This window comes from Streptomyces lacaronensis (genome assembly GCF_047337785.1).
GTDB classification, from domain to species: Bacteria; Actinomycetota; Actinomycetes; order Streptomycetales; family Streptomycetaceae; genus Streptomyces; species Streptomyces lycopersici.
In genome coordinates this window covers 3,362,252-3,385,913 of record NZ_JBLHDK010000003.1, presented here as the reverse complement: position 1 = coordinate 3,385,913, position 23,662 = coordinate 3,362,252, and the positions used below count along the sequence as shown (strand labels likewise).

The 23,662-nt window shown below is 71.7% G+C and carries 22 protein-coding genes; 14 read left to right on the top strand and 8 right to left on the bottom strand.

Annotated elements, in window-relative coordinates:
- Nucleotides 1-68: 68 nt before the first annotated feature.
- Together ACMTAK_RS14350 and ACMTAK_RS14345 are read right to left on the bottom strand one after the other, a co-directional pair.
- On the bottom strand, nt 69-818 hold the full coding sequence (locus ACMTAK_RS14350; RefSeq protein ID WP_413806609.1) for a neutral zinc metallopeptidase: 750 nt from the start codon (nt 816-818) through the stop codon (nt 69-71).
- 152 nt (nt 819-970) lie between these two features.
- Nucleotides 971-1,675 (bottom strand): hypothetical protein, encoded by a 705-nt coding sequence (locus tag ACMTAK_RS14345; RefSeq protein WP_413806608.1) that lies wholly within the window; start codon nt 1,673-1,675, stop codon nt 971-973.
- A gap of 139 nt (nt 1,676-1,814) precedes the next feature.
- Here ACMTAK_RS14345 and ACMTAK_RS14340 point away from each other — a divergent pair, with 139 nt between their 5' ends.
- The 7 genes from ACMTAK_RS14340 (at nt 1,815) to ACMTAK_RS14310 (ending at nt 7,790) form a co-directional block, all read left to right on the top strand.
- On the top strand, nt 1,815-2,066 hold the full coding sequence (locus tag ACMTAK_RS14340; protein ID WP_413806607.1) for a hypothetical protein: 252 nt from the start codon (nt 1,815-1,817) through the stop codon (nt 2,064-2,066).
- Complete coding sequence (locus tag ACMTAK_RS14335) at nt 2,063-2,434, top strand: helix-turn-helix domain-containing protein (RefSeq protein WP_044569123.1); 372 nt, start codon at nt 2,063-2,065, stop codon at nt 2,432-2,434. The genes ACMTAK_RS14340 and ACMTAK_RS14335 overlap by 4 nt, the downstream gene beginning before the upstream one ends.
- A 107-nt stretch (nt 2,435-2,541) precedes the next feature.
- Entirely contained in the window at nt 2,542-3,129 is a 588-nt protein-coding gene (gene uraD / locus ACMTAK_RS14330; protein ID WP_413806606.1) for a 2-oxo-4-hydroxy-4-carboxy-5-ureidoimidazoline decarboxylase, read from the top strand.
- Nucleotides 3,129-3,467 carry a hydroxyisourate hydrolase gene (gene uraH / locus ACMTAK_RS14325; RefSeq protein ID WP_413806605.1) on the top strand — a complete coding sequence of 113 codons (339 nt, stop codon included), beginning with the start codon at nt 3,129-3,131 and terminating at the stop codon, nt 3,465-3,467. The genes uraD and uraH overlap by 1 nt, the downstream gene beginning before the upstream one ends.
- Before the next feature lie 5 nt (nt 3,468-3,472).
- Nucleotides 3,473-4,354: a factor-independent urate hydroxylase gene (gene pucL / locus ACMTAK_RS14320; RefSeq protein ID WP_413806604.1), complete on the top strand. Its 882-nt coding sequence runs from the start codon at nt 3,473-3,475 to the stop codon at nt 4,352-4,354.
- Nucleotides 4,355-4,406: 52 nt separating this feature from the next.
- The gene (locus ACMTAK_RS14315) at nt 4,407-5,777 is read left to right on the top strand and encodes an 8-oxoguanine deaminase (RefSeq protein WP_413806603.1); all 1,371 of its coding nucleotides are present in this window, start codon (nt 4,407-4,409) and stop codon (nt 5,775-5,777) included.
- Nucleotides 5,778-5,948: 171 nt separating this feature from the next.
- Complete coding sequence (locus tag ACMTAK_RS14310; RefSeq protein WP_413806602.1) at nt 5,949-7,790, top strand: alpha-L-fucosidase; 1,842 nt, start codon at nt 5,949-5,951, stop codon at nt 7,788-7,790.
- A 66-nt stretch (nt 7,791-7,856) separates the two neighbouring features.
- Here ACMTAK_RS14310 and aceB read toward each other — a convergent pair whose 3' ends face one another.
- Together aceB and ACMTAK_RS14300 are read right to left on the bottom strand one after the other, a co-directional pair.
- Complete coding sequence (gene aceB / locus ACMTAK_RS14305) at nt 7,857-9,476, bottom strand: malate synthase A (protein ID WP_413806601.1); 1,620 nt, start codon at nt 9,474-9,476, stop codon at nt 7,857-7,859.
- 154 nt (nt 9,477-9,630) lie between these two features.
- Entirely contained in the window at nt 9,631-10,239 is a 609-nt protein-coding gene (locus ACMTAK_RS14300) for a nucleotidyltransferase family protein (RefSeq protein WP_413806600.1), read from the bottom strand.
- 274 nt (nt 10,240-10,513) lie between these two features.
- On the opposite strand from ACMTAK_RS14300, the gene ACMTAK_RS14295 reads away from it, so the two are divergent.
- Nucleotides 10,514-10,831 (top strand): DUF5955 family protein, encoded by a 318-nt coding sequence (locus ACMTAK_RS14295; protein WP_044569113.1) that lies wholly within the window; start codon nt 10,514-10,516, stop codon nt 10,829-10,831.
- A 799-nt stretch (nt 10,832-11,630) separates the two neighbouring features.
- On the opposite strand, the gene ACMTAK_RS14290 is transcribed toward ACMTAK_RS14295, so the two are convergent.
- Nucleotides 11,631-12,422, bottom strand: a complete 792-nt coding sequence (locus ACMTAK_RS14290) for an IclR family transcriptional regulator (RefSeq protein WP_413806599.1) — start codon at nt 12,420-12,422, stop codon at nt 11,631-11,633.
- 290 nt (nt 12,423-12,712) lie between these two features.
- Between ACMTAK_RS14290 and ACMTAK_RS14285 the strand changes: the two genes are divergently transcribed.
- From ACMTAK_RS14285 to alc, 4 genes are all read left to right on the top strand, one after another.
- Complete coding sequence (locus ACMTAK_RS14285) at nt 12,713-13,447, top strand: aspartate/glutamate racemase family protein (RefSeq protein WP_413806598.1); 735 nt, start codon at nt 12,713-12,715, stop codon at nt 13,445-13,447.
- A 105-nt stretch (nt 13,448-13,552) separates the two neighbouring features.
- On the top strand, nt 13,553-15,040 hold the full coding sequence (locus ACMTAK_RS14280; RefSeq protein WP_413806597.1) for an NCS1 family nucleobase:cation symporter-1: 1,488 nt from the start codon (nt 13,553-13,555) through the stop codon (nt 15,038-15,040).
- 65 nt (nt 15,041-15,105) lie between these two features.
- Nucleotides 15,106-16,449 carry an allantoinase AllB gene (gene allB, locus ACMTAK_RS14275; RefSeq protein WP_413806596.1) on the top strand — a complete coding sequence of 448 codons (1,344 nt, stop codon included), beginning with the start codon at nt 15,106-15,108 and terminating at the stop codon, nt 16,447-16,449.
- Complete coding sequence (alc, locus tag ACMTAK_RS14270) at nt 16,446-17,594, top strand: allantoicase (protein WP_413806595.1); 1,149 nt, start codon at nt 16,446-16,448, stop codon at nt 17,592-17,594. The genes allB and alc overlap by 4 nt, the downstream gene beginning before the upstream one ends.
- A gap of 13 nt (nt 17,595-17,607) precedes the next feature.
- On the opposite strand, the gene ACMTAK_RS14265 is transcribed toward alc, so the two are convergent.
- Nucleotides 17,608-20,784 (bottom strand): NACHT domain-containing protein, encoded by a 3,177-nt coding sequence (locus ACMTAK_RS14265; protein WP_413806594.1) that lies wholly within the window; start codon nt 20,782-20,784, stop codon nt 17,608-17,610.
- Nucleotides 20,785-21,137: 353 nt separating this feature from the next.
- Here ACMTAK_RS14265 and ACMTAK_RS14260 point away from each other — a divergent pair, with 353 nt between their 5' ends.
- Nucleotides 21,138-21,968, top strand: coding sequence for an AIM24 family protein (locus ACMTAK_RS14260; protein WP_413806593.1), 831 nt, complete (start codon nt 21,138-21,140; stop codon nt 21,966-21,968).
- Between the two features lie 24 nt (nt 21,969-21,992).
- On the opposite strand, the gene ACMTAK_RS14255 is transcribed toward ACMTAK_RS14260, so the two are convergent.
- Together ACMTAK_RS14255 and ACMTAK_RS14250 are read right to left on the bottom strand one after the other, a co-directional pair.
- On the bottom strand, nt 21,993-22,172 hold the full coding sequence (locus ACMTAK_RS14255; protein ID WP_413806592.1) for a DUF6126 family protein: 180 nt from the start codon (nt 22,170-22,172) through the stop codon (nt 21,993-21,995).
- Nucleotides 22,173-22,186: 14 nt separating this feature from the next.
- Entirely contained in the window at nt 22,187-22,864 is a 678-nt protein-coding gene (locus ACMTAK_RS14250) for a helix-turn-helix domain-containing protein (RefSeq protein ID WP_413806591.1), read from the bottom strand.
- Nucleotides 22,865-23,033: 169 nt separating this feature from the next.
- Between ACMTAK_RS14250 and ACMTAK_RS14245 the strand changes: the two genes are divergently transcribed.
- Entirely contained in the window at nt 23,034-23,480 is a 447-nt protein-coding gene (locus tag ACMTAK_RS14245) for a ribonuclease (protein ID WP_413806590.1), read from the top strand.
- Nucleotides 23,481-23,662 lie beyond the last annotated feature (182 nt).

The window sequence follows — 23,662 nt, the reverse complement described above, 5'->3', positions numbered from 1 at the left end:
GGGCCCCTCTACCACAGCAGGGGCCCACACCCCCCGAGCCGGGAACGCCAGGCGCCACCGGCCTCCGGTCACTGAACGCCGTTCGGCAGACAGGACTTCACCCCGGATCGCGCGCCGCGGCTGAAGTAGGAGACCCGCTGGGAGGCGTCGCCGTGGTCGGAGACATCGGTCCACGGGGTCCGGTCGGCGAGCGCGGTCAGGGCGTCCGCCAGCTCCTCGGTGTCGCCGTCCTCGAAGGTGAGCGTCCCGTCCTGCGCGGCGCCGAAGAGGACCGCCCCGGCCAGGCAGTCGGCCTGGAGCTCCCGGGCCAGATCCACCAGCCCCGCGTCCAGCCGGTTCTGGACGGCGTGGCCCCATTCATGGGCGATCACCAGATAGACCCAGGCGTCGCCCCGCGCGTGACCCCAGCGCATCAGATCCATGTCCCACGCTATGTAGTCGCCGTCCGGGCAGTACACGGCGTTGTCGTCCGGGAGGGGCGCGTTGCCGCACACCGGAGTGCCGGGGGTGTCGCCGTCGTAGGCCCCCGTGACCCGGGGCGGGCCGTAGCCGCCGGTGAACAGCTGGGACCAGTGGGTCTGCCAGTAGGTGTTGGTGACGGAGACCGCCGCCTGGATGTCCTCCTCCACGCTCCCTCCGCCGTCGGGTCCCGCGCTGCCGGTCGGCGGTGCGGGGGCGCTGGACGGCGGCCCGGGCGCGGGCGAGGAGCTCTCCACCGGGGGCGGGGGCACATCGTCGCCCCCGCATCCGGTCACCAGGAGGAGGATCAGGGCGGCGGCGAGAGCGGCCCATGACCTCGGGTACCACGGAACAGCCATCGTTCGGCCTCCGGCCGGTCGAGCGGATGGGACGGGTGAACGGTGGAGGGCGGTCCCTCAGTGGTCCTTCAGCGGTCCCAGCGGTCCCTCAGCGGTCCCAGCGGTCCCTCAAAGGAAGCGTTCCCCGGTCATGAGCACAAGGGCCGACCGGGTCAGCCGTCCGGCGGGCCCATCCGGATCAGTACGTCCGCCGGATCGTTGACGGGCTGCGGGGTGCCGGTGAGATCCATGATGAACAGCGGCAGATGCAGCGCGTCGGCGCGTGCCCGCGCCTCCCGCGCATAGCCCGCGAGCGAGAAGAAGACGCTCATCGCCGACTTGTGGAGCCCGTTCAGCCACAGGCACTCGATGTCCCGCAGCCCGGTGGGGCGGGTCGTCGGATCGACCTGGGCGACCACGCCCGTCCCGTAGAGGTCCACTCCGGAGACGGCCCGGTCCTCCGAGGGCCGCAGGCTGTGGAAGCCGAGCCACTTCAGATACTGCGCGGCGGCGGTGACCGCGTCCCGCGCGGTACGGATCGTGACCGGCCGGAAGGCCGGGCGCCGCACCGCCGGGCCGCCGGGCCCGGCCGCCGCGCCCGTGCCGACCGGGGGCGGCGCGGCGGCGACGGGCACGCGGACCACCGCGCCGCAGTCGCAGCCGAGCTCCGGCTGCGGCCAGTGGCCCTGGCGGCCGCAGGACGGGCAGTTCACCGCCACCCAGAGGTTCTCCCAGGTGCGGTGGCCGAGCTCCTCCGGGCTGCCGTCGCGCAGGACGGGGAGGGTGACCGGGGCGCCGCACGCACAGGGGAAGGCGGGCGGCGTGAACGACTGCTCGCGACGGCACGCGGGACAACGCACCGGCACGTCGTCTGTCATCGGGGCGCTCCGTGGGCGGAAGGCGGATGCGGTATGTGGTCCATGCTCCCCGAAGCGGGCGGCCGAGGGGAGGGACTTGGGCGTTCTGTCCCACGTAGCGGGGGCGCCGTGTTAGGGCGGGACGCAGTAGGTTGGCGGCGTGAGATTGAGGGTTGAGTTCACCACCGAGCCGTTCGACCTCGACGAGGTGCCGCCGCACGCCGTGACCGCCCGCGAGACCGTCCAGGCCGCCCCGCTGGACTCCGTGGACGTCGGCCCCTTCGGCAACACCGCCGAGGGCGGGGCGGAGGCGGTGCTGGAGGCCGTCGACCGGCTGCTGCGCAGCTCCCTCGAAGCCGGTGCCACCCGGATCTCGCTCCAGGTCAGCGTCGTCGGGGAGGCCGAGGCGTGAGCGTGCCGGCCGACCACCCCTTCGCCGCCGCGGTGAAGCCGCTCGTCGACGCCATGGGCGGCGAGATGATCGCCCCGGACCGGGCCCGGGGCGACGATGTGGTGCTCTCCTGGGAGGGCCGCCCGGTGGTCGCCGTAAGGCTGCCGCATCTGTCGGATTCGCTCGACCGCATCCTCGCCGACCTCCAGCGCCGCCACGGCGTACCGCTCTCGGCCCTGGATCGCAAGACCAAGCAGTCCGTGGTGCGCCAGCTCGAGCAGCGTGGCGCGTTCACGGTGCGCCATGGGGTGGAGACGGTCGCCGGGGCCCTCGGGGTGAGCCGCTTCACCGTCTACAACTACCTCAACCGCGAGAAGGGCGGGGACTGACCGCGTCCCGTCCGCGAGCCCCCTTGCGTACCGGTCGCGCACTCCTGTTACCCAGAGTTTTCAACAAACTGTTGACGTTCGGCGCGGAAGCCTCCTAGTTTGCGAGAGTGACTTCCAGTGCACCGCCGGGGCTGGCCCGGTTCAACGCGGTGGACGACCGGGGCGCCGCCGCGATGCTGTGCGAGGTGTGCGCCAGCCGGGCCTGGGGCGCGGCGGTGGCGGCCGGGCGGCCGTACGCCACGGTCGGGGAGCTGCTCGACGCCGCCGACGCGGCCATGGCCGGGCTGACCGCCGCCGACCTGGCCGAGGCGATGGCCGCGCATCCGCCCATCGGACGGCCGGCACCGGGCGACACCGCCTCGGCGCGGGAGCAGAGCGGGGTACGGGAGGCGGAGCGCGCGGAGCTGCTGGAGCTGAACCTCGCGTACCAGGAGCGCCACGGCCATGTCTTCCTGATCTGCGCCACCGGCCGCACCGGCGAGGAGATGGTGGCCGCGCTGCGCGAGCGGATCCACCATGACGCCGACACCGAGCGCGACATCGTCCGCACCGAACTGGGAAAGATCAATCGCATCCGGCTGACCCGGTTGACGGAAACGCTGACGGAAACCCGGGCGGAATCCTGGGCGGAATCCTGGGCGGAAACCCCGGAAACCCCGGAGGCCCCGCGGGCCCCGGCGGAAGGAGAGCGGTGATGGCGAGCGGTGCCACCTCGGTGTCCACCCACATCCTGGACACCAGCATCGGCCGCCCCGCCGTGGGCGTGGTCGTCGAGCTGTCCGTCCGCTCGGGGCCCGGCGCGGAGTGGAGGGCGCACGCCGACTCGCTCACCGACGCCGACGGGCGCTGCGGGGACCTGCCCGCGCTCCCCGAGGGCACCAGCCACGCACGGCTGCGCTTCGAGACCGGGCCGTATCTGACCCACGCCTTCTTCCCGGAGGTCGCGGTCGCCTTCGCCGTCGAGCCGGGTGAGCACTACCACGTACCGCTGCTGCTCACCCCGTTCGGCTACTCCGTCTACCGAGGGAGCTAGCACCGATGCCCACGCTCGGCCCGAACAGTTACGGCAAGGCCGAAACCCGTGTCGTCCGGGTGGTGCGTGACGGCGCCGTGCACCACCTGAAGGACCTCAACGTCTCGGTGGCGCTCTCCGGTGAGATGGACGAGGTCCACCTCTCCGGCAGTAACGCCAACGTCCTGCCGACCGACACCACCAAGAACACCGTGTACGCCTTCGCCAAGGAGCACGGCATCGACACGGCCGAGGAGTTCGGCATCCGGCTGGCCCGCCACTTCGTCACCAGCCAGGAGCCCATTCACCGCGCCCGCGTCCGCGTCGAGGAGTACGCGTGGGAGCGGATCGGGACGGCCGGGAGCGCCGAGCACTCCTTCGTCCGCCGCGGCCAGGAGGTCCGCACCGCCCAGATCACCTTCGACGGCGAGCGCTGGGAGGTGGTCTCCGGGCTCACCGGCCTCACCGTCCTGAACACCACGGACTCCGAGTTCTGGGGCTATGTGAAGGACCGGTACACCACGCTCCCGGAGGCGCGCGACCGCATCCTGGCCACCGATGTGCACGCCCGCTGGCGCTACGGCTGGAGCGAGGACACCCGGTCGATGCCGGACTGGGACCACGGCCACGCCGAGGCGCGCGGCCATCTGCTGAGCGCGTTCGCCGAGACCTACTCGCTCTCGCTCCAGCAGACGCTGTATCAGATGGGCGCGCGGGTGATCGAGCACCGTCCCGAGATCGACGAGATACGCCTCTCGCTGCCCAACAAGCATCACTTCCTGGTCGATCTGGAACCCTTCGGACTCACCAACGACAACGAGGTCTACTTCGCCGCCGACCGGCCGTACGGACTCATCGAGGCCACCGTGCTGCGGGACGGCGCCGAGCCCCGGATCCCCACCGACTGACAGCTCGTCCGACAGATCCCCACCGACCGATACGACGGGAGGGCCACGCTCCGTGAACCGCATCGTCATCGAGAACTGCGCCGTCGCCACCGTGGACGCCCACGACACCGAGTACGCCTCCGGCCATGTCGTCGTGGCGGGCCACCGCGTCGAGTCGGTGGGCGAGGGGCCCGCGCCGGAGGGTCTTGAGGGCGTCGTCCGCCGGGTCGACGGCACGGGGCATCTGGTGACCCCGGGCCTGGTCAACACCCATCACCACTTCTACCAGTGGCTCACCCGCGGCCTGGCCCAGGACAGCAACCTCTTCGACTGGCTGGTCGCGCTCTACCCCGTCTGGGCGCGGATCGACGAGCCGATGGTCCACGCGGCGGCCCGTGGCTCGCTCGCGATGATGGTGCGCGGCGGGGTCACCACCGCCATGGACCACCACTACGTCTTTCCGCGCGGCAGCGGCGATCTGCTGGGTGCCGAGATCCGCGCGGCGCGCGAGTTGGGGGTGCGGTTCACCGCCGCCCGCGGCTCCATGGACCTCGGCACCTCCGACGGCGGACTGCCGCCGGACTTCGCCGTGGAGTCCATGGAGGACGCGCTGGCCGCCACCGAGGCGGCCATCGACACCCACCACGACCCGGCGTTCGACGCCATGCTGCGGATCGTGGTGGCGCCCTGCTCGCCCTTCTCCGTCTCCACCGAACTGCTCCGCGAGTCCGCGACGCTGGCCCGCCGCAAGGGCGTACGGCTGCACACCCACGGCTCGGAGACGGTGGAGGAGGAGAAGTTCTGCCATGAGCGGTTCGGCATGGGGCCGACCGACTACTTCGAGTCCACCGGCTGGCTGGGCGAGGACGTGTGGATGGCCCACTGCGTCCATATGAGCGACACCGACATCCAGGCGTTCGCCCGGACCGGCACCGGGGTGGCCCACTGCCCCTCGTCCAATGCCCGGCTCGCCGCCGGGATCGCCCGCGTCCCCGATCTGCTCGCCGCGGGCGTGCCGGTGGGCCTCGGTGTGGACGGCACCGCCTCCAACGAATCCGGTGAGCTCCACACCGAGCTGCGCAACGCGCTGCTGATCAACCGGCTCGGCGGCCACCGCGAGAAGGCGCTGAACGTCCGTCAGGCGCTGCGCCTCGGCACCCACGGCGGTGCGCGGGTGCTCGGCCGCCAGGAGGAGATCGGCTCGCTGGAGCCGGGCAAACTGGCCGACCTGGTGCTGTGGAGGCTGGACGGCCTCGGCCACTCGTCGATCGCCGACCCCGTGGCGGCGCTGGTCCTCGGCGCCCCGGCCCCGGTGACCCTGTCCCTGGTGAACGGCGCTCCGGTGGTGGAGTCCGGCCGGCTGCTCACGGTGGACGAGGACCAGATCGCGCGGGAGGCGCGCACCGAGGCGCGGCGCCTGGCCCGTATCGCGGAAGAGGACTGAACGCCGCAGCCGATACATCGGATGGGTCGCCGGGGCGGCCGCCTTATGGCCGTCACCAGTGGCCCATTAGGGCGTTCGGGCCCCGTTGACATCCTATCTTTCCGGTTCTAGGTTCCCGTACGCGGCTGGCCAGCCCTCCTGTCCGACCACCCCACGAGCACAGGAGCCGCCATGCGTACGTCCAGACGACGGGCCGTCATCCCCCTCCGAGCGCTCAGCCTTCTGCTCGGCATGGTGCTGGCCACGATCCTCAGCGGCCCTTCCGCCGCCACCGCGGCGCCCACGACGGCGCGGGAGCCCGGGCCCGGTACCGACTACGCGGCCGACGATCCGTTCACCTCCGCCCGCACCGACTGGTGGCGGCAGGACCGCTTCGGGATGTTCATCCACTTCGGTGCCTACTCCCAGCTGGAGGGCGAATACCGGCGGGCGGACGGGACCGTCTGCCGTGACGCGGAGTGGATCAAGCGGAACTGCCAGATCCCGATGAGCGAGTACGAGGACGCCGCCCAGGACTTCAATCCCTCGTCCTTCGACGCCAAGGCCATCGTCAAGGCGGCCAAGGACGCCGGGCAGCGCTATATCGTCATCACCTCCAAGCACCACGACGGCTATGCGATGTGGCCCACCGAGCAGAACAGCTGGAATCTGCGCGACCACTCCTCCTTCGACCGACGCCGCGACATCCTCGCCGAGTTGAAGTCCGCCGCGGACGCCGCCGGGATCAAACTCGGCTTCTACTACTCGATCTGGGACTGGCACGACCCCGACTTCGCCGACCCCGCCACCTTCCCGCGCTATGAGAAGCGGATGTACGCCCAGCTCAAGGAGCTGGTCGACAACTACCATCCGGCGCTGCTCTGGTTCGACGGGGAGTGGGACGCGGACAACCCCGCCAACCGCTGGTCCGCCCAGGACGGCGAGCGCCTCCAGTCGTATCTGCACGGGCTCGACCCCGACCTGATCACCAACAACCGGGTCGGCAAGCGGCGCGTGGTCGACGGCGACTACGGAACGCCCGAACAGGAGATCCCGGACGCGCCCGTGGACGGGCAGCTGTGGGAGAGCTGTATGACCCTCAACGGCCACTGGGGCTTCGCCAAGTACGACCAGGACTGGAAGTCGCCCACCACCCTCACCCGCAATCTCCTCGACATCGCGAGCCGTGGCGGCAACTACCTGCTGAACGTCGGCCCCGACAAACTGGGCCGCGTGCCCCAGCCCTCCGTCGACCGGCTGCGCGAGATCGGCTCCTGGCTGCGGACCTCCGGCCAGGGCCGCGCGGTGTACGGGGCCGGGGCCACCGGGCTGGTCGACGAGCCGTCCTGGGGCGCGGTCAGCCGGTCGGGCAACCGGCTGTACGCGTCCGTCACCTCCTGGCCCGCCGCGGGTCAGCCGCTCCACCTCACCGCGAAGGCGCCGTTCACGGTGGCCGGCGCCCGGGTGCTGGGCAGCGACCGGCGGGTCGAGGTGGCGGAGGCGGGCGATGGCTTCGACCTCACCCCCTCCGGCGGGGCGGCCAACGACACCGCCTCGGTGATCGAGCTGACGGTGAAACCGGCCCCGGCCGCACCCCAGGGGCGGGGCCAGGGGCTGCGGGAGGAGGTCTTCGCCAATGAGACCTTCACCGGGCCGCCGGCCGTCACCCGGACCGACCGGACCGTCAACCACACCTGGCGGTTCGCCGGCTCCCCGGCCACCGACGTCCCCGCCGACCACTTCGGCGTCCGCTGGACCGGCTACCTCCAGCCCCGGCACAGCGAGACCTACACGCTCTCCACCGTCTCCGACGACACCGCACGGGTGTGGATCGACGGCCGCCTGGTCATCGACAACGCCACCCCGCACGGTCCACAGGTCGACAAGGCGACCGTCGCGCTGCGCGCCGGAACGAAGCACGCCATCCGGATCGAGTACACCGAGCAGACCGGTGAGGCCCATATGAAGCTGCTGTGGTCCAGCCCCAGCGTGCCCCAGCAGATCGTGCCGCGCTCACAGCTCTACACGCCGTAGCGATGGCCACGGCCCGGACCGCGTCGGTGGCGGTCCGGGGCTCCTCCTCCGCGCGAACGAGCCGCGTCAGTCCAGCAGTTCGTACGCGGGCAGCGTCAGGAACTCCGTGTAGTTCTCGTCCAGCGCGACCTTCAGCAGCAGATCGTGCGCCTGGCTCCACCTGCCCGCGGCGAAGGCGTCCTCGCCGACCTCCTCGCGGATCGCCGCCAGCTCCTCGGCGGCGACCTTACGGACGCGATCGGCGGTGGCCTTCTCACCGTTCTCGAAGACGATCCCCGCGTTGACCCACTGCCAGATCTGGGAGCGGGAGATCTCGGCGGTGGCCGCGTCCTCCATCAGGTTGAAGATCGCGACGGCGCCGAGGCCGCGCAGCCACGCCTCGATATAGCGGATGCCGACCTGGACGGCGTTGCGCAGCCCCTGCTGGGTGGGGGTCGCGTCGAGCGAGGCGATGTCGATCAGCTCGGCCGCGGTGACGTGGACGTCCTCGCGCAGCCGCTCCTTCTGGTGCGGCCGGTCGCCGAGGACCGCGTCGAAGGAGGCGCGGGCCACCGGGACCAGATCGGGGTGGGCGACCCAGGAGCCGTCGAAGCCGTCGCCGGCCTCACGGTCCTTGTCGGCCTTGACCTTGTCGAACGCGACGGCGTTGACCTCGGGGTCGCGCCGCGAGGGGATGAAGGCCGCCATGCCGCCGATCGCGTGCGCGCCGCGCTTGTGGCAGGTGCGGACGAGCAGTTCGGTGTAGGCGCGCATGAACGGGGCGGTCATCGTGACCGCGTTGCGGTCCGGCAGGACGAAACCGGGGCCGCCGTCGCGGAAGTTCTTCACGATCGAGAAGAGGTAGTCCCAGCGGCCCGCGTTGAGCCCGGAGGCGTGGTCGCGGAGCTCGTAGAGGATCTCGTCCATCTCGTACGCCGCCGTGATCGTCTCGATCAGAACGGTGGCGCGGATCGTCCCTTGCGGAATGGAGAGGTGGTCCTGCGCGAAGACGAAGACGTCGTTCCAGAGGCGGGCCTCGAGGTGGGACTCGGTCTTGGGGAGGTAGAAGTACGGCCCCTTGCCCATCGTGAGCAGACGGCGGGCGTTGTGGAAGAAGTACAGCCCGAAGTCCACGAGGGCGCCGGGGACGGGGCGGCCGTCGGCGGAGCGCAGATGGCGCTCGTCGAGGTGCCAGCCGCGCGGCCGGGTGACGACGGTGGCCAGCGCGTCGTCGGGCCGCAGCGCGTAGCTCTTGCCCTCGGGGGAGGTGAAGTCGATCCGGCGCTCATAGGCGTCGATCAGATTCAGCTGGCCGCCGATCACGTTCGCCCACGTCGGGGCGGAGGCGTCCTCGAAGTCGGCGAGCCAGACCTTGGCGCCCGAGTTGAGGGCGTTGATGGTCATCTTGCGGTCGGTGGGGCCGGTGATCTCCACCCTGCGGTCCTCGAGCGCGGGCGGGGCCGGGGCGACGCGCCAGTCCGGGTCGTCCCGGATGTGGGCGGTCTCCGGGAGGAAGTCCAGGGTGCTGGTGCGGGCGATCTCGGCGCGGCGCTCGGCGCGGCGCGCGAGCAGCTCGTCCCGGCGCGGGGTGAAGCGATGGTGGAGCTCGGCCAGGAAGGCCAGGGCCGCGTCGGTCAGCACCTCTCCCTGACGCTCCAGCGGTTCGGCGTCGACGATGGCCAGCGGGGACGGCGCTGGTGCGGACATGGGCGGTCACTCCTTGGGCGAGTCTCGGCTGGACGCTCGCGGTACCTCTGCTTTGTGGATAATAAGTTTCTCATGGTGGAAGTTCAATCTTCTGTTGAACCGCTGGTGGAGGTTCGATGTCCTGGTGAACCGCCGCCTTGCCCGTCGGCACCCCTCACTCCAGCAGCGTCAAGTCCTCGGGGGTGTCGATGTCGTCCGTACGGGCGATATCCGAGCAGTCGACGAGCGTGATCGCGGACTGATGCGCCCGCAGATACGCGCGTGCCCCCCGGTCGCCCACCGCACTCGCCGTGATATCCGCCCACCGGTCCGCGCCGAACAGCACCGGATGCCCCCGCTCCCCGCCGTACGCGGCGGCCGCCAGAGTGGACGGCGCGCGGTACGCGGCCACCACCCGCGCCACGGCCTCGGCGCCGATCCCCGGCTGGTCCACCAGCGCGACCAACGCCGCTTCAGCGCCCGTACCGGCCAGCGAGGCGAGCCCGGCCCGCAGCGAAGAGCCCATGCCCTCCTCCCAGCCGGGGTTGTCCACCAGGACGTACCCCTCCAGCCGCGCCCGCGCCCGTACGGTCCCGGCCGCGGCGCCCAGCACGATGTGCACCGGGGCGCAGCCGCCCTCCCGCAGCGCGTGCGCGGCGCGCTCCACCAACGGCCGCCCCCGATGCGTCAAAAGGGCCTTGGGCCGCCCGCCCAGCCGCCGGCCGCCCCCGGCCGCCAGTACGATCCCGGCGACCTGCGCGGAGTCCTCCGTCGTACGTTCCATGGGCCCTGCTTACCGCACATCGTGGCCGCGCGGGGGCTTCATCCCAGCCGGTCTGATTTTCGCTCTCCGTATAGCGCGTCGTGCACTGAGTGGCGTTAACTGATCCGCGGCCCCTTGTGTCCGAATCCACGCGAGGGGGAGGGTGGGGCGGTCATGCGGGAGAGGGGGCAGGCTCGTGCGAGAGGGCGCGAGGGGGAGAAGGGCAGTGTTGGCCAACGAAGGCGCGAGGCTCTGGGGTGAACCCGGCGCCTTGTCAGTGGAGGGCGCCGCAGTCGTGGAAGTCAGGCGAGTGGCGGGCACCGAGGACGATCCGAGGGCGGCCGAACTGCGCCGTGCCGTGGCCCGGCTCAGGCGCGATCTGGCCGCCCACCCGGCGGAATTACCCGACCGGGCGATCGCGGACGACGAACTGGCCGCGCTCGACGCCATGGCCCGCACCGGCGCCCCGGAGCTGCACCGGCTCCGCCGCTCGCTGCTCCTCATCGCGGGCGCCCTGGGCTCGGTCAGCGCCCTGGGCCCCGCCCTGACGGGCGTCCGCGCGGCGATCGACCAGTTCGGCAATGTGCCACAGACGGGCATAGGGAGAGACTGAGCGACCGGCCAACGGGCACGGGCACGGCGGCCCCGGCCGCGCCGGACAGTTGACCGGGGGTCCCGCTCGCGCCGACGGCCGGGTGGTCCGGCCCGCGTCGGGTGGTGGTCGGGGTGGCCCCACTCGCGCCGGGCGGTGGCCCGTCGGCCCTGCTTGCCTCGGGTGGTGGCCGGGCGTTCTCGCGGCGCCCGGCGTCGCCCCAGCGGTTCCGCCCGCGCCGGTCGGTTGACGCCTGCGGCGGGCTGCTCCCCTCCCCGCCCCTTCCCGAAACTGGTGCTCCGCCCCAGCCCCCGGGCCGGGGCTCCGGCCCCAGACCCGGATCGGGGCTCCCGCCTCAGGTCCCGGGCCAGGGGGCTCCGCCCCGGTGCCCGGACCAGAGGGGCTCTGCCCCGGCATCCCGAGCCAGGAGGCTCCGCCCCAGGCCCGGACCGGTGGCTCCGCCCGGTACCCGGACCGGTGGGGCCGCCCCAGACCCAGACCGGGGGCTCCGCCCGGGTGGGCCCGGACCAGGGCTCCGCCCCAGACCCGGATCGGGGCTCTGCCCCAAGCCTCGGGGTCCAGGGGCGGAGCCCCTGGTATCGGGGAGGGGCGGGGAGGGGAAAGATCCCCCGGACACCCCGTAGCGGTCCGCCCACCGGACCTCTCCGCCGTCAGGCGGACCCGGCGGTGGCCCAGCCGCTCCCGCCCCACGCCCGGCAGCGGCTCAGCGGGCCCCGCCCGCTCGGGTCGCCGCTACCGGTCCTCTCGCCTCGGCCGTTGGGCCGGATTCCGTGGTGGCGGGTCGTCGTCGCCTCCGCCGTCAGGCGGACCCCGTGCTGGCCAGCGCCCCCGACAACTCGGCCGCGACCTCCTTGAGGATCGGCACGATCCGTTCCGTGGCCTCGTCCGTCACCCGGCCCGCCGGGCCCGAGATGGAGATGGCCGCCGGGGCGGGGGAGTCGGGCACCGAGACGGCCAGGCAGCGCACGCCCATCTCCTGCTCGTTGTCGTCCACCGCGTAGCCGTGCTCGTGGACCTGCCGCAGCGCGTCGAGGAACTCGTCCGGCGTGGTGATTGTCTTCTCGGTGACCGCGGGCATGCCGGTGCGGGCCAGGAGGGCGCGCACCTCCTCGGGGGGCGTGTCCGCCAGCAGTGCCTTGCCGACACCCGTGGTGTGGGGCAGCACCCGCCGCCCGACCTCGGTGAACATCCGCATCGAGTGGCGCGAGGGCACCTGCGCGACGTACACCACCTCATCGCCGTCCAGCAGCGCCATGTTCGCGGTTTCGCCGGTCTCCTCCACCAGCCGCGCCAGATACGGCCGCGCCCAGGTGCCCAGCAGCCGGGACGAGCTCTCGCCGAGCCGGATCAGCCTGGGCCCGAGGGCATAGCGGCGGTTGGGCTGCTGGCGGACGTAGCCGCAGGCCACCAGCGTGCGCATCAAGCGGTGGATGGTGGGCAGGGGAAGTCCACTGCTGTTGGAGAGCTCGCTCAGTCCGACTTCGCCCCCGGCGTCGGCCATCCGCTCCAGCAGATCGAAGGCGCGCTCCAGGGACTGGACGCCACCGGATCCGGCGGTGGTGGCGGCGGTCTTGGGCTCGGCGGACGGCACGTCGGTGTTCCTTTCACAGCGGTCGGCACCGGCCCGCACGCGGTGACGATCCGCTGCCGACCGGCCACGGGCAGCCTACCGGTCCACGGCGGCGCCCACAGGGGGCTTCGAAATGCTGTCGGTGCCGGTCACGGCCGGTATGCGCCCCGGCCGTGACGGGGCCGCTTCCGGAATGCGGGGCTCCCTTGACGCCGGTGGCGGGGCTGATTAGGTTCTGCTTCTCGAAAACTAACTTTCAGTTTACGGAATCGCTGTACGGAATCGCTGTACGGAACCGCTCCGGGAGTCCCATGCGCATCCTCGTGCTGAACCCCAACACCACCGCCTCCATGACGGCCTCGATCCGGGCCATCGCGGAGGCGAGCGCGAGCCCCGGCACCGAGATCGTGGCCACCGAGCCGCTGTGGGGGCCCGAGTCGATCGAGGGCCACTTCGAGGGGTATCTGAGCGCCGTCGCCGTACTGGACCGACTGGCCACCTACGACGAGCCCTTCGACGCCCTGGTGATGGCCGGCTTCGGCGAGCCGGGCCGCGAGGGGGCGCAGGAGCTCCTCGACGTACCGGTCCTCGACATCACGGAATCCGCCGCCCAGATGGCCATGATGCTCGGCCACGCCTATGGGGTGGTCACCACTCTCGACCGGGCCGTACCGCAGATCAGGGATCGGCTGCTCACCGCCGGGTTGTCGCAGCGCTGCGCGGCGGTGCGCGGCACCGGCCTCGGCGTCCTGGAGCTGGAGGCGGACCCGGAGCGGACCGTGGAGGCCATCGTGCGGATCGCGCGCGAGGTGGTGGAGCGGGACGGCGCCGAGGTGATCTGCCTGGGGTGCGGTGGCATGGCCGGGCTGCAGGACCGGGTCTCGGCGGCGCTGGGTGGGGTCCCCGTCGTGGACGGCGTCGCCGCCGCGGTGCGGTTCGCCGAGTCGGTGGTCGGGCTCGGTCTCTCCACCAGCAAAGTGCGCACCTTCGCCCCGCCCCGTCCGAAGGCCATCGGTGGCTGGCCGGTCAGCGCCCGTCCGTCCTGATCCCACGGGCGAATCCACGGGCAACGTCGGTGTAATCGAACGGCAATACCTGCACGGCACCGTCATGCGGAAAAGATTTTCCGTGCGAATTCTGTGGAGGGCGCCATGGCATCACCCGCCAAGCCGGATCCCCGTCTGTACAACGACGACCTCGCGCCCGCCGTGGAGCGCAAGTGGGGGACCTACAGCATCTTCGCGATGTGGATGTCCGACACCCATGCGATCAGCAACTACGCCTTCGCGGCGAGTCTGTTCGTGCTCGGACTGCCCACCTGGGAGGTCTTCCTGTCGCTGCTGGCCGGCGTCACCATCCTCTACTGGTTCATGAACCGGATGGGCCACGCCGGCCACCGCACCGGAGTGCCCTTCCCCGTGCTGGCGCGGGCCAGCTGGGGCGTGTACGGGGCCAACATCCCCGCCCTGCTGCGGGCGGTGATGGCGGTCGCCTGGTACGGAATCCAGACCTGGCTGGCATCCGAGGCCCTGGTCCTCCTCGGTGTCCAGCTGGTGCCCTCGCTCGCCGAATACGACCACAACTCCGTCCTCGGCCTGTCCACCCTCGGCTGGATCGCCTTCCTGGTGATGTGGCTGCTGCAGGCGGTGCTGCTCACCCGGGGCATGGAGTTCATCCGCAAGGTGCAGGACCTCGCCACCGGCCCGGTGGTCTGGCTGGTCATGCTCGCCCTCGCCGGCTGGCTGATCGCCAAGGCGGGCGGCGACATCTCGCTCACCGACAGCCTGACCGGGCTGAGCGGAGGCGAGCAGCTCCACCAGAGCCTGACCGCGGTCAGCCTGACCGTCGCCACCTTCCTCACCCTCGTACTCAACTACGCCGACTTCGCCCGCTTCACCCCGGACCACCAGGCCTACCGGCGCGGCAATCTGCTCGGACTGCCGGTGAACTTCACCGCCTTCGCCGTCGTCTCCGTGCTGATGACGGCCGGCACGATCTCGGTCTTCGGCGAGGCGATCTCCGACCCGGTCGAGGTCATCGCGCGGATCGACAACCCGGCGGTCACGGTGATCGGCGCGCTGTCCTTCATGGTCGCCACCGTCGGCATCAACGTCGTGGCGAACTTCGTATCGCCCGCGTACGACTTCGCCAACCTCGCGCCGAAGTACCTCGACTTCCGGCGCGGCGGCATGATCACGGCGGTGCTCGCGATCGTGGTCATGCCGTGGAAGCTCTACTCGAGCCCGGTCGTGATCCAGTACTTCCTGGGCGCCCTCGGCGCCTTTCTCGGCCCGCTGGTGGCCGTCATACTCGTGGACTACTACCTGGTGCGGCGCGGACACATCGAAGTCGACGCGCTCTTCAGCGCCGACAAGGCGGGGGTGTACTACTACCGCAAGGGCTTCAACCCGGAGGCGATCATCGCCTTCGTGCCCTCGGCCGCGGTCTCGGCGGTGCTCGCCCTGGTCGACGGGTTCGAGGACGTGGCCCCGTTCTCCTGGGTCTTCGGGATGGCCATCGGAGCGGGGATCTATGCCCTGAGGTGCGCGAAGGTCCGCACCCGCGGTGAACTCACCGATGCGCCGATTCCCTCGCGGGCCACGGCGGGCGGGGTCTTGACCGGGCCGACGACGGAGTGAAGAATTCAACGAAAAGTTGATTCCATTTTGCGGAAAACTCGGAATGGAGGGCGAGGAGGGTGTCGGTGTCCGACGTGGGGCTGGTGCTGCGCTCGACCAAGGTGATCACTCCGGACGGCATGCGCGCGGCCACCGTTTCCGTCGCCGACGGCCGCATCGTCGCCGTCGAGCCGTACGGAACCACCGCCCCGGACGGAGCGAGGGTCGAGGACCTTGGCGACGACGTCCTCCTCCCCGGCCTTGTCGACACCCACGTCCATGTCAACGACCCAGGCCGCACCGCATGGGAGGGGTTCGGCTCCGCCACCCGCGCCGCCGCGGCCGGCGGCGTCACCACCCTCGTCGACATGCCGCTCAACAGCGTCCCGCCGACCACCACCGCCCCGGCCCTGGAGGTCAAACGGGCCGTCGCCCGGCGGTCGGCCCATGTCGACATCGGGTTCTGGGGCGGCGCCGTGCCCGGGAACGCCCCGGAGCTGCGGCCGCTGCACGACGCGGGCGTCCTCGGTTTCAAGGCGTTTCTGCTCCCCTCCGGCGTGGACGAATTCCCGCCACTCGCACCCGGCCAGCTCCGGACCGCCCTCCGCGAGATCGCGGGCTTCGGCGGACTGCTGATCGTCCACGCCGAGGACGCCCGCCTCATCGACGGCGCCTCGCCGCCCACCGGCCCGCGCTACGCCGACTTCCTCGCCTCCCGCCCGAGCGCCGCCGAGAACGAGGCCATCGCGGGCCTCATCGCCCTCGCCCGCGAGCTGGACGCCCGCGTCCACATCCTGCACCTCTCGTCCGCCGACGCGCTGCCGCTGATCGCCGACGCACGGCGCGAGGGCGTCCGGATCACCGTGGAGACCTGCCCGCACTTCCTGACCCTCACCGCCGAGGAAGTCCCCGACGGCGCCACGGAGTTCAAATGCTGTCCGCCCATCAGGGAGGCCGCCAACCAGGACGCGCTGTGGGCGGGCCTGGCGGCCGGGGAGATCGACTGCGTCGTCTCCGACCACTCGCCCTGTACGGCCGACCTCAAGGTCGACGACTTCGGGCGGGCCTGGGGCGGCATCTCCTCGCTCCAGCTCGGGCTCCCCGCCGTCTGGACGGCGGCCCGGCGGCGCGGCCACACCCTCCACGACGTGGCCCGCTGGATGTCCACCGGCCCCGCCGCGCTCGTCGGTCTCGACCGTAAGGGCGCCATCGAGGTCGGGCGCGACGCCGACTTCGCGGTCCTCGCCCCCGACGAGACGTTCACCGTCGACCCCGCCGCCCTTCACCACCGCAACCAGGTCACCGCCTACGCGGGCAGAACGCTGTACGGCGTCGTACGGTCCACATGGCTGCGCGGCCGGAAGATCGCCGACCACGGCACGCCGGCCGAACCCACCGGCCGACTCCTGGAAAGGCAGCCCCCCACATGACCGCGCCGATCCCCCGCTTCACCGGCGACGCCGCCCCGTACGGCGGTGGCGACCCGTACGCCGACTACCGGACCGCCGACCTCCCCTTCACCCACCTCGTGGACCTGGCCGACCGGCGGCTCGGCGGAAGCGTGATCGCGGCCAACGACGAGTTCTTCGCCGAGCGCGAGAATCTGCTGAGGCCCGAAGCGCCGCGCTTCGACCCCGAGTCCTTCGGCCACAAGGGCAAGGTCATGGACGGCTGGGAGACCCGGCGGCGGCGCGGGGCCTCGGCCGGCACCCCGCATCCGGCCGAGGACGACCACGACTGGGCCCTGATCCGCCTCGGCGCGCCCGGGGCCGTCCACGGCATCGTCGTCGACACCGCCCACTTCCGCGGCAACTACCCGCGGGCGGTGAGCGTCGAGGCGACGACGGTGGACGGCGCCCCGTCCCCCGAGGAACTCCTCGCCGACGAGGTCGTATGGACCGAGCTCGTGCCCCGTACGCGGATCGGCGGCCACGCGGCCAACGGCTTCCCCGTCTCCGTCCGCCGCCGCCTCACCCACCTCCGACTCAAGCAGTACCCCGACGGCGGCATCGCCCGCCTCCGTGTCCACGGCGAGGTCACCCCCGACCCGGCGTGGCTCACCGCCCTCGGCACCTTCGACCTGGTGGCGCTGGAGCACGGCGGGGCCGCCGAGGACGCCTCCGACCGCTTCTACTCCCCGCCCGCCAACTCCATCGGACCGGGCCGCTCCACCCGGATGGACGAGGGCTGGGAGACCCGCCGCCGCCGGGACACGGGCCACGACTGGGTCCGGTACCGCCTCGCCGCCCAGGGGTCCATCCGCGCCGTGGAGATCGACACCGGCTGCTACAAGGGCAACGCACCGGGCTGGGCGGCGCTGTACGGCCTCGACGCGACAACCGGCGCGGACCCGGCCGACCACACCGCCCCGGCCTGGACCGAACTCCTGCCCCGCACCCGCCTCCAGCCCGATACGGTCCACCGCTTCCTCCTGGACGCGGCCCCGCCGGTGACCCACGTCCGGATCGACATCTATCCGGACGGCGGCGTGGCCCGGCTACGGCTGCACGGCTCGCTGACCGAGCACGGCGCGCGGCGGCTGGCGGCACGCCACGCGGAGCTGGGCGGCGCCTGAGTGTTGTCTCCCCTCACCGGTAGCGGACTCGGATGCCGGGGCCGAGGCGTTCGGTCCCGGTGACGGTCTGCGTGGTGCCCACCTCGACGGTGAGCTGCGTCGCGGCCGTGCGGCCGGCCAGGGACGAGAGGTCCAGGGGGCCGGGGTCCGGCCCGTGGCACTCGCCGAAGAATACGGAACGCAGAGAATCGATCCCGTTCAAAGCGCCGATGTCGGCCGGAAGGGCGCAGCGGTAGAAATTCAGTTCCTGGACGCGTAGGGAGGCGGACAGGACGGGGAAGCCCTCGGACAGATCGAAGCCGCTCAGCCGCAGCCACCGCAGGCCGCTCGGCGCGGAAAGGTCCGCGAGGTGCGGCGGACTCCCCGAGCCCTCCAGGTTCAGTTTCCGAACCGGCGGCAGCTGGTGGAGGAAACTGAGGTCGGGGTTGTGGGGGAGGGCGCCCAGGCCGAGCGAGGTCAGCTTCTCCGGAAGCGGGATATCGGCGATGGGCGGGAGGGAGGTCCAATGGGTGAGCTGCAATTCCTCGAGGTGGGTGAGGGCTCCCAGCGGGGAGGCGTCCTCGAGGGCGGTGTTTCCGACGATCGAGAGGACGGTGAGCTGGGGATGAGCGGTGAGCGGGCTGAGATCGTTATGACTCCTCAGCCGTGAGATCGACAGCCAGGAGAGTTCCGGGAAATCCGCGAGGGGTGCGAGACCCTCGGTGAGCGGATGGTTGATCCATATCTTCCGCATCGACCGCAGCTCCCTGGCCGAGGGCCACTGGCTGGGATGGGAAAGCGTCAGCGTGACGTCTTCCAAGGAATACTTGGCGAGCACGCGCCGGGCGTACTCCTCCGGGTCGAAATACTCCCAGACGTCGGCGAGTTCCTTCTCCGCTTCGGCATGCCCGGCCTCCGCGTAGGCGGCCAGCAGATCGAGCGCTCTCCCGCCGCCGATGAGCGCGGCGGTGCGCACGGAGGTCCTGGCGGCCGTCCCGCTCAGACCGTCCAGTGAACAGGGCAGCCGACGCAGTACCGGATCCCCCACCAAGGCCAGCGATATGACGTCCTTACGGCGCCTCGGCGGCACCAGCGACCCCAGGGCGTCGTCCAGCCGTTCGGTGAGTTCGGAAGGCACCGACTCCATCGTCTCCAGACAGGACGCCGCCAGCAGCCGCAGCCCGCGCGCATGGCGGCGCTCGGCCTCGGCGCGCTCCAGAATGCCGGTGATCAGCTCCTGCCGCTGGCTGCGGTTGGCGTGTCCGGCGGCCATGATGATGGTCTCCCGCCAGGTGTCCAGATGGGCCCGCTCGACCAGATTGCCGATGCGGTCCTCTGCCGCCGCCTCCTCTGCCGCCAGGTACTCCTGGAAGCTGCGGTGCAGAAAATCGATGCGGTCCTCGGCGGGGACGCGCAGCACCCCCGAACGCGACACCAGATGATCCAGGACCTCCTCGCCCCCGTCGTCCAGGTGACGCATCGACGCCACCTTGGCCGTGACGTGGGCGAGGGCCTTCTCCGTGGCGATCTCACTGCGGTTGTTGTCCGACAGCCGCCACGCCAGATCCCGCAGCAGACACAGCTTGTCCGTCAGGCTGAGCTGTACGTCCAGCGCGCTGGGCACCCCGCGTTCCGCGTCCCGGCGCAGCACCAGCAGCTCCAGGGCGATGCGGTACAGCTCCATACGGTTGCGCGGCAGCCGTCGGCGCCGTCCCAGGTGTAGTGCGCACAGCAGGGCCGCCAGCAGGGGGCTCGCGGCGAGCGCCCGCAGATGCGGGCGGTCCTGGAGAGCGGTCAGCAACGCCCGCTCGTAGTGCGGCAGTTCCTCCGGGGCGCACGGCAGCTCGCCGCCCTGGGCGCCCACCGCCTGGTGCCACTGCTGGACGAACGCCCGAAGATCCGCGGGTGTCATCCGCTCCAGCCCCACCGGGGCGAAGCCCTCCGCGCGCAGCCAGTCGCCGCGCGCGGCGGTCGGCCGGGACGTCACCACCGTACGGGTCTCCGGGTAGGCGCTGAGCAGCAGCCGGAGCCACTCCCTCACCCCGCGCCGCTCCGCCGCGACGAGTTCGTCCACCCCGTCGACGAGCAGCAGCACCCGCCCCGCCTGGAACGCGCGGTCCACCCACGCCCGGGGCATATGGCCGGTCAGCGGCCCCGCCGTGGCGTCCAGCAGCTCCTCCGGGCGCGGCAGGTCACGCGAGGCGTAACGTCGCAGTTTGACCAGGACGGGGACAAGTCCGTTCCAGTCGGCCAGATCCCCGCCGAACGCGCCGCGCGCCGCCGTGACGGCCAGCCAGTTGAGCAGAGTCGTCTTGCCGGAACCCGCCTCGCCGCGCAACAGGACCCGCGGCGACTCCTTCAACGCCGCCTCCACCCGTACGTTCGCCGCAGGCTCGTGCTCCGCGCCGCCCCACGACCCGATGCCCGTCCGTAACCGGTGGTCGGGTCCGCCCGACGACCTCCGCGCCGCCCGCCCCTCCTCATCCGCGCTGACCCGCAGACTGATGTAGGCGACGGACAACTTGGTACGCGGGGCCTGACCGGCCGTGAAGCTGAACAGCTCCACCTCGTCCAGGGTGCGACTGAGGAACTCCAGGTACTCCCTGCGGAAGGCTTCGTCCTGATCCGCCCCCTGCGGCGCGTACAGCGATCGGACGGGGAGCCGCTCCAGCACCCGGCTCAGCTCGGGGCCGAGCTCGCCGACCCGCCCCAGCAGTTCGGAGATCCCGCGCTCGGTGAAGACCGGGAGCCGCTGCAGGATCCGCACATAGCAGTCGCAAGCCTCGGCCAGCACCAGCTCGTAGAAGTGCGTGGCCGCCTCGCCCAGCCCGGCGGGCGGGGAAGCGGAGGCCCGCACCCGGCGGGCCAGCTCGGCGGGGTTGGCGTCGGACCCGAGGATCGCCTCGTCGGACAGGTCCGCGCGGCCGAAGGCCGCCGTCACGGCGTCGAGCGCCGCCTGCCGCCCGCCCTCCTCCAGACCGCGGAACTCATGCCCGCACATGGGCTCCAGCCGCGCCGCCACCGCGTCCGCGATCTGCTCGAACTGCCGCTCCACACCCCGCTGCGCCCGCAGCCCCGGCACCCGCCGCCGGACCAGGGCGGACATCTCCATCCGGCTCTCCTGCTCGCGCCGGCGTGGTTCGAGCCATAACCGCACGACGCGGGTCGCGACGGTCCGCCCGAGATTGATGGCAGCTGCCTCAGCGCTCACTCCGCAGGCCCCTTTCTGGACGCACCACTCCGGCTCCGATCCGGTTCCGGTCGGCCATCGCCGCCTGACGGCCTGGTGGGTCCCGGTTTCCCCTCAGCTTAGGAACTGGGACCCCGCGGCGCGGCGGTTCCGCTTACGCCCGGTATCCGCCGGGGGCGGCTGATCGTCGGGCTGGGACGACTCGGGCTTCTTGAAACGCCTCCACGCGTCGCGCGCACGGGGCTGGAGCTCGGCGCGTTGTGCCAAGCTCACGGAACCGGGTGGTCCGGGTCGTACGTTGACCCGGATGTCTGGTTATGGCACCACCTGGCACCACGTGACACCACCTGACGCGACCCTTGAGGAGAGTGGCTGTGACCCTGCGGCAAGAGATCGTCGGCAACGCCATGCAGATGGCGGTCTGCACCCTCCACCCGGGGCAGACCGTCTACTGCGAGGCCGGAAAGTTCCTGTTCAAGACGTCGAACGTGACGATGGAGACCCGGCTGTCCGGGCCCGGCGGGGGCGGCGGTCAGGCCGCCGGGGGCGGCGCCGGGAGCGGTGCGGGCGGTGGCATGGGTGGGATGCTGCGCCAGGCCATGGGCACCGCCATGCAGGTGGGGCAGCGGGCACTGGCGGGGGAGTCGCTGGCGTTCCAGTACTTCACCGCCACCGGTGGCGAGGGCACCGTCGGCTTCGCGGGGGTGCTGCCCGGTGAGATGCGGGCGCTGGAGCTGGACGGGGCGCGGGCGTGGTTCGCGGAGAAGGACGCCTTCGTGGCGGCCGAGTCCACCGTGGAGTTCGGGATCGCCTTCCAGGGCGGGAAGACCGGGCGCAGCGGCGGCGAGGGGTTCATCCTGGAGAAGTTCTCCGGGCACGGCACCGTGATCATCTGTGGGGCGGGCAACTTCATCGATCTCAACCCGGCCGATTTCGGCGGCCGGATCGAGGTCGACACGGGCTGCATCGTGGCCTTCGAGGAAGGTATCCAGTACGGCGTGCAGCGCATCGGCGGGCTCAACCGCCAGGGGCTGATGAACGCGGTCTTCGGCGGTGAGGGGCTGTCGCTGGCCACGCTGGAGGGCAATGGCCGGGTGATCCTCCAGTCGCTCACCATCGAGGGCCTGGCGAACGCCCTGAAGAAGGCGCAGGGCGGCGACAAGCAGGGGCCGACGGGCGGGATGTTCTCCACCCACGCGGGGTGACGGCCCGGGGCCTCGGGCCCAGGTTTATTTCGCGCCCGCCACGTAGAAGAGGAAGAAGAGAAAAGCGGCGATGAAGTGGACGCCCACGAGGTAGATGAAGACCCGCACCGTGAACGTCATCGGCGCCCGGTCCTCCTCGTTCGGCCCGGTACGGGCCGGCGTCGCGGGGACCATCGGTGCATCGGTCGCGTCGGTCGCACTCATGTCGTTCGCGTCCTTCATGGCGTACCGGGCCTTCCTCGGCGGGCGGCGTCTCCGAGGCACAGCTCGGCCGCGCCGCTCTGCAGCAGCGTGTGGACGAAGAGCAGATCCACGCCGCCGGGCGAGGCGGCGGCGATGCGGTGCGGGGTGAGCGAGTCGAAGTGGGCCGCGTCGCCCGCGGAGAGGGCGTGCACGGTCTCGCCGAGCGTCAGCCGCAGTCGGCCCCCCAGGACGTAGAGCCACTCCTCGCCGGGATGGACCCGCACCAGGTCCTCCTGGGCGGCGGAGCGTTCCGGTACGTGCAGCCGCAGCGCCTGCATGGCCCGGCTGGAGCCGCCGGCCTGCCAGTAGGTCCAGCCGCCCGCCTCCTGCGCCTCCATGCGGTCTGCGCGTACGACCGGGTCCCGCTCCGCGGGCACCTCGCCCAGCAGGTCGGATACCGTTGTTCCGTAGGTACGGGCCAGGGCCAGCAGCATCGGGAGCGAGGGCTGGCGGCGGCCCGTCTCCAGCCGGGACAGGTGCGCGGGGGAGAGCCCGACGCGCTGGGCGGCGGCCTCGAGCGTCAGACCGCTGCGTCGTCGCAGGTCACGCAGGCGGGGAGCGACGGTGGGCAGTTCGGCGGCCGGTCCGCCGGGGTCACCGTCGCCCGGTCCGCCCGGGGGCCACTCGGCGGGCCCGTGGGGGAGCGGGTTCATGTCTCCGGTATAGCCAGCCTTGACCTACCAGGCAAAAAGTTTGCCTCAGAGGCAAGAAGTTGCACTTTCGTTACCTCTTCTGACGCTTCGCGCATCTCTTGTGAACTCCCGGAGAACGGCGGGCACTTGGCATTGACACGACAGCGTCTACGCGCGTCATGCTATGTCTATGACAATCCCCCCACGGATCGCCCGCATCGGTGCCCTCGGCGCCCTCGTCTCGACGCTGCTCATCGGCGGCGCGGCCACCGCGGCCACCGCCGTCACCCCGGCGGCACCGCAGACCGTCGCGACGTCGCGGACCGTTGCGACGTCGCAGGTCATCGCCGCCGTTGGCGACATCTGCTATTCGGATCTGCCCTCCCAGGCCCATGACACCCTGGACCTGATCGAAAAGGGCGGCCCCTTCCCGTTCCCGCAGGACGGCACCGTCTTCCAGAACCGTGAAGGCGTCCTTCCGTCCCAGTCCTCCGGCTACTACCACGAGTACACCGTGATCACCCCGGGCTCCGACGACCGTGGCGCCCGGCGCATCGTCACCGGCAAGCAGACGGACGAGGACTACTACACCGCGGACCACTACGCCTCGTTCGACCTGGTGGACCGCAGCTGCTGACGCGGCCCCCGAAGACCGCCACCCCCCGCAACCGCGGCCGCTGCCCCCACCGGGGCAGCGGCCGCGCTGCTGTGCGCCCGCCCGCGCCGCCCTGCCCGTAACGGCCACCGCCCGGTATCGGCCACCGCCCCGTATCGGCCGCGGACCCCGGGAACCCCGCGCGGGCCATTGTCGTTGCTTCC

What these genes read in the sequence shown, in the direction of transcription:
- ACMTAK_RS14350 (WP_413806609.1), bottom strand. Translation starts at nt 818, where the DNA reads ATGGCTGTTCCGTGGTACCCGAGGTCATGGGCCGCTCTCGCCGCCGCC.
- ACMTAK_RS14345 (WP_413806608.1), bottom strand. Translation starts at nt 1,675, where the DNA reads ATGACAGACGACGTGCCGGTGCGTTGTCCCGCGTGCCGTCGCGAGCAG.
- uraH (WP_413806605.1), top strand. Translation starts at nt 3,129, where the DNA reads ATGGCGAGCGGTGCCACCTCGGTGTCCACCCACATCCTGGACACCAGC.
- pucL (WP_413806604.1), top strand. Translation starts at nt 3,473, where the DNA reads ATGCCCACGCTCGGCCCGAACAGTTACGGCAAGGCCGAAACCCGTGTC.
- ACMTAK_RS14310 (WP_413806602.1), top strand. Translation starts at nt 5,949, where the DNA reads ATGCGTACGTCCAGACGACGGGCCGTCATCCCCCTCCGAGCGCTCAGC.
- aceB (WP_413806601.1), bottom strand. Translation starts at nt 9,476, where the DNA reads ATGTCCGCACCAGCGCCGTCCCCGCTGGCCATCGTCGACGCCGAACCG.
- ACMTAK_RS14300 (WP_413806600.1), bottom strand. Translation starts at nt 10,239, where the DNA reads ATGGAACGTACGACGGAGGACTCCGCGCAGGTCGCCGGGATCGTACTG.
- ACMTAK_RS14285 (WP_413806598.1), top strand. Translation starts at nt 12,713, where the DNA reads ATGCGCATCCTCGTGCTGAACCCCAACACCACCGCCTCCATGACGGCC.
- ACMTAK_RS14280 (WP_413806597.1), top strand. Translation starts at nt 13,553, where the DNA reads ATGGCATCACCCGCCAAGCCGGATCCCCGTCTGTACAACGACGACCTC.
- alc (WP_413806595.1), top strand. Translation starts at nt 16,446, where the DNA reads ATGACCGCGCCGATCCCCCGCTTCACCGGCGACGCCGCCCCGTACGGC.
- ACMTAK_RS14255 (WP_413806592.1), bottom strand. Translation starts at nt 22,172, where the DNA reads ATGAGTGCGACCGACGCGACCGATGCACCGATGGTCCCCGCGACGCCG.
- ACMTAK_RS14250 (WP_413806591.1), bottom strand. Translation starts at nt 22,864, where the DNA reads ATGAACCCGCTCCCCCACGGGCCCGCCGAGTGGCCCCCGGGCGGACCG.
- ACMTAK_RS14245 (WP_413806590.1), top strand. Translation starts at nt 23,034, where the DNA reads ATGACAATCCCCCCACGGATCGCCCGCATCGGTGCCCTCGGCGCCCTC.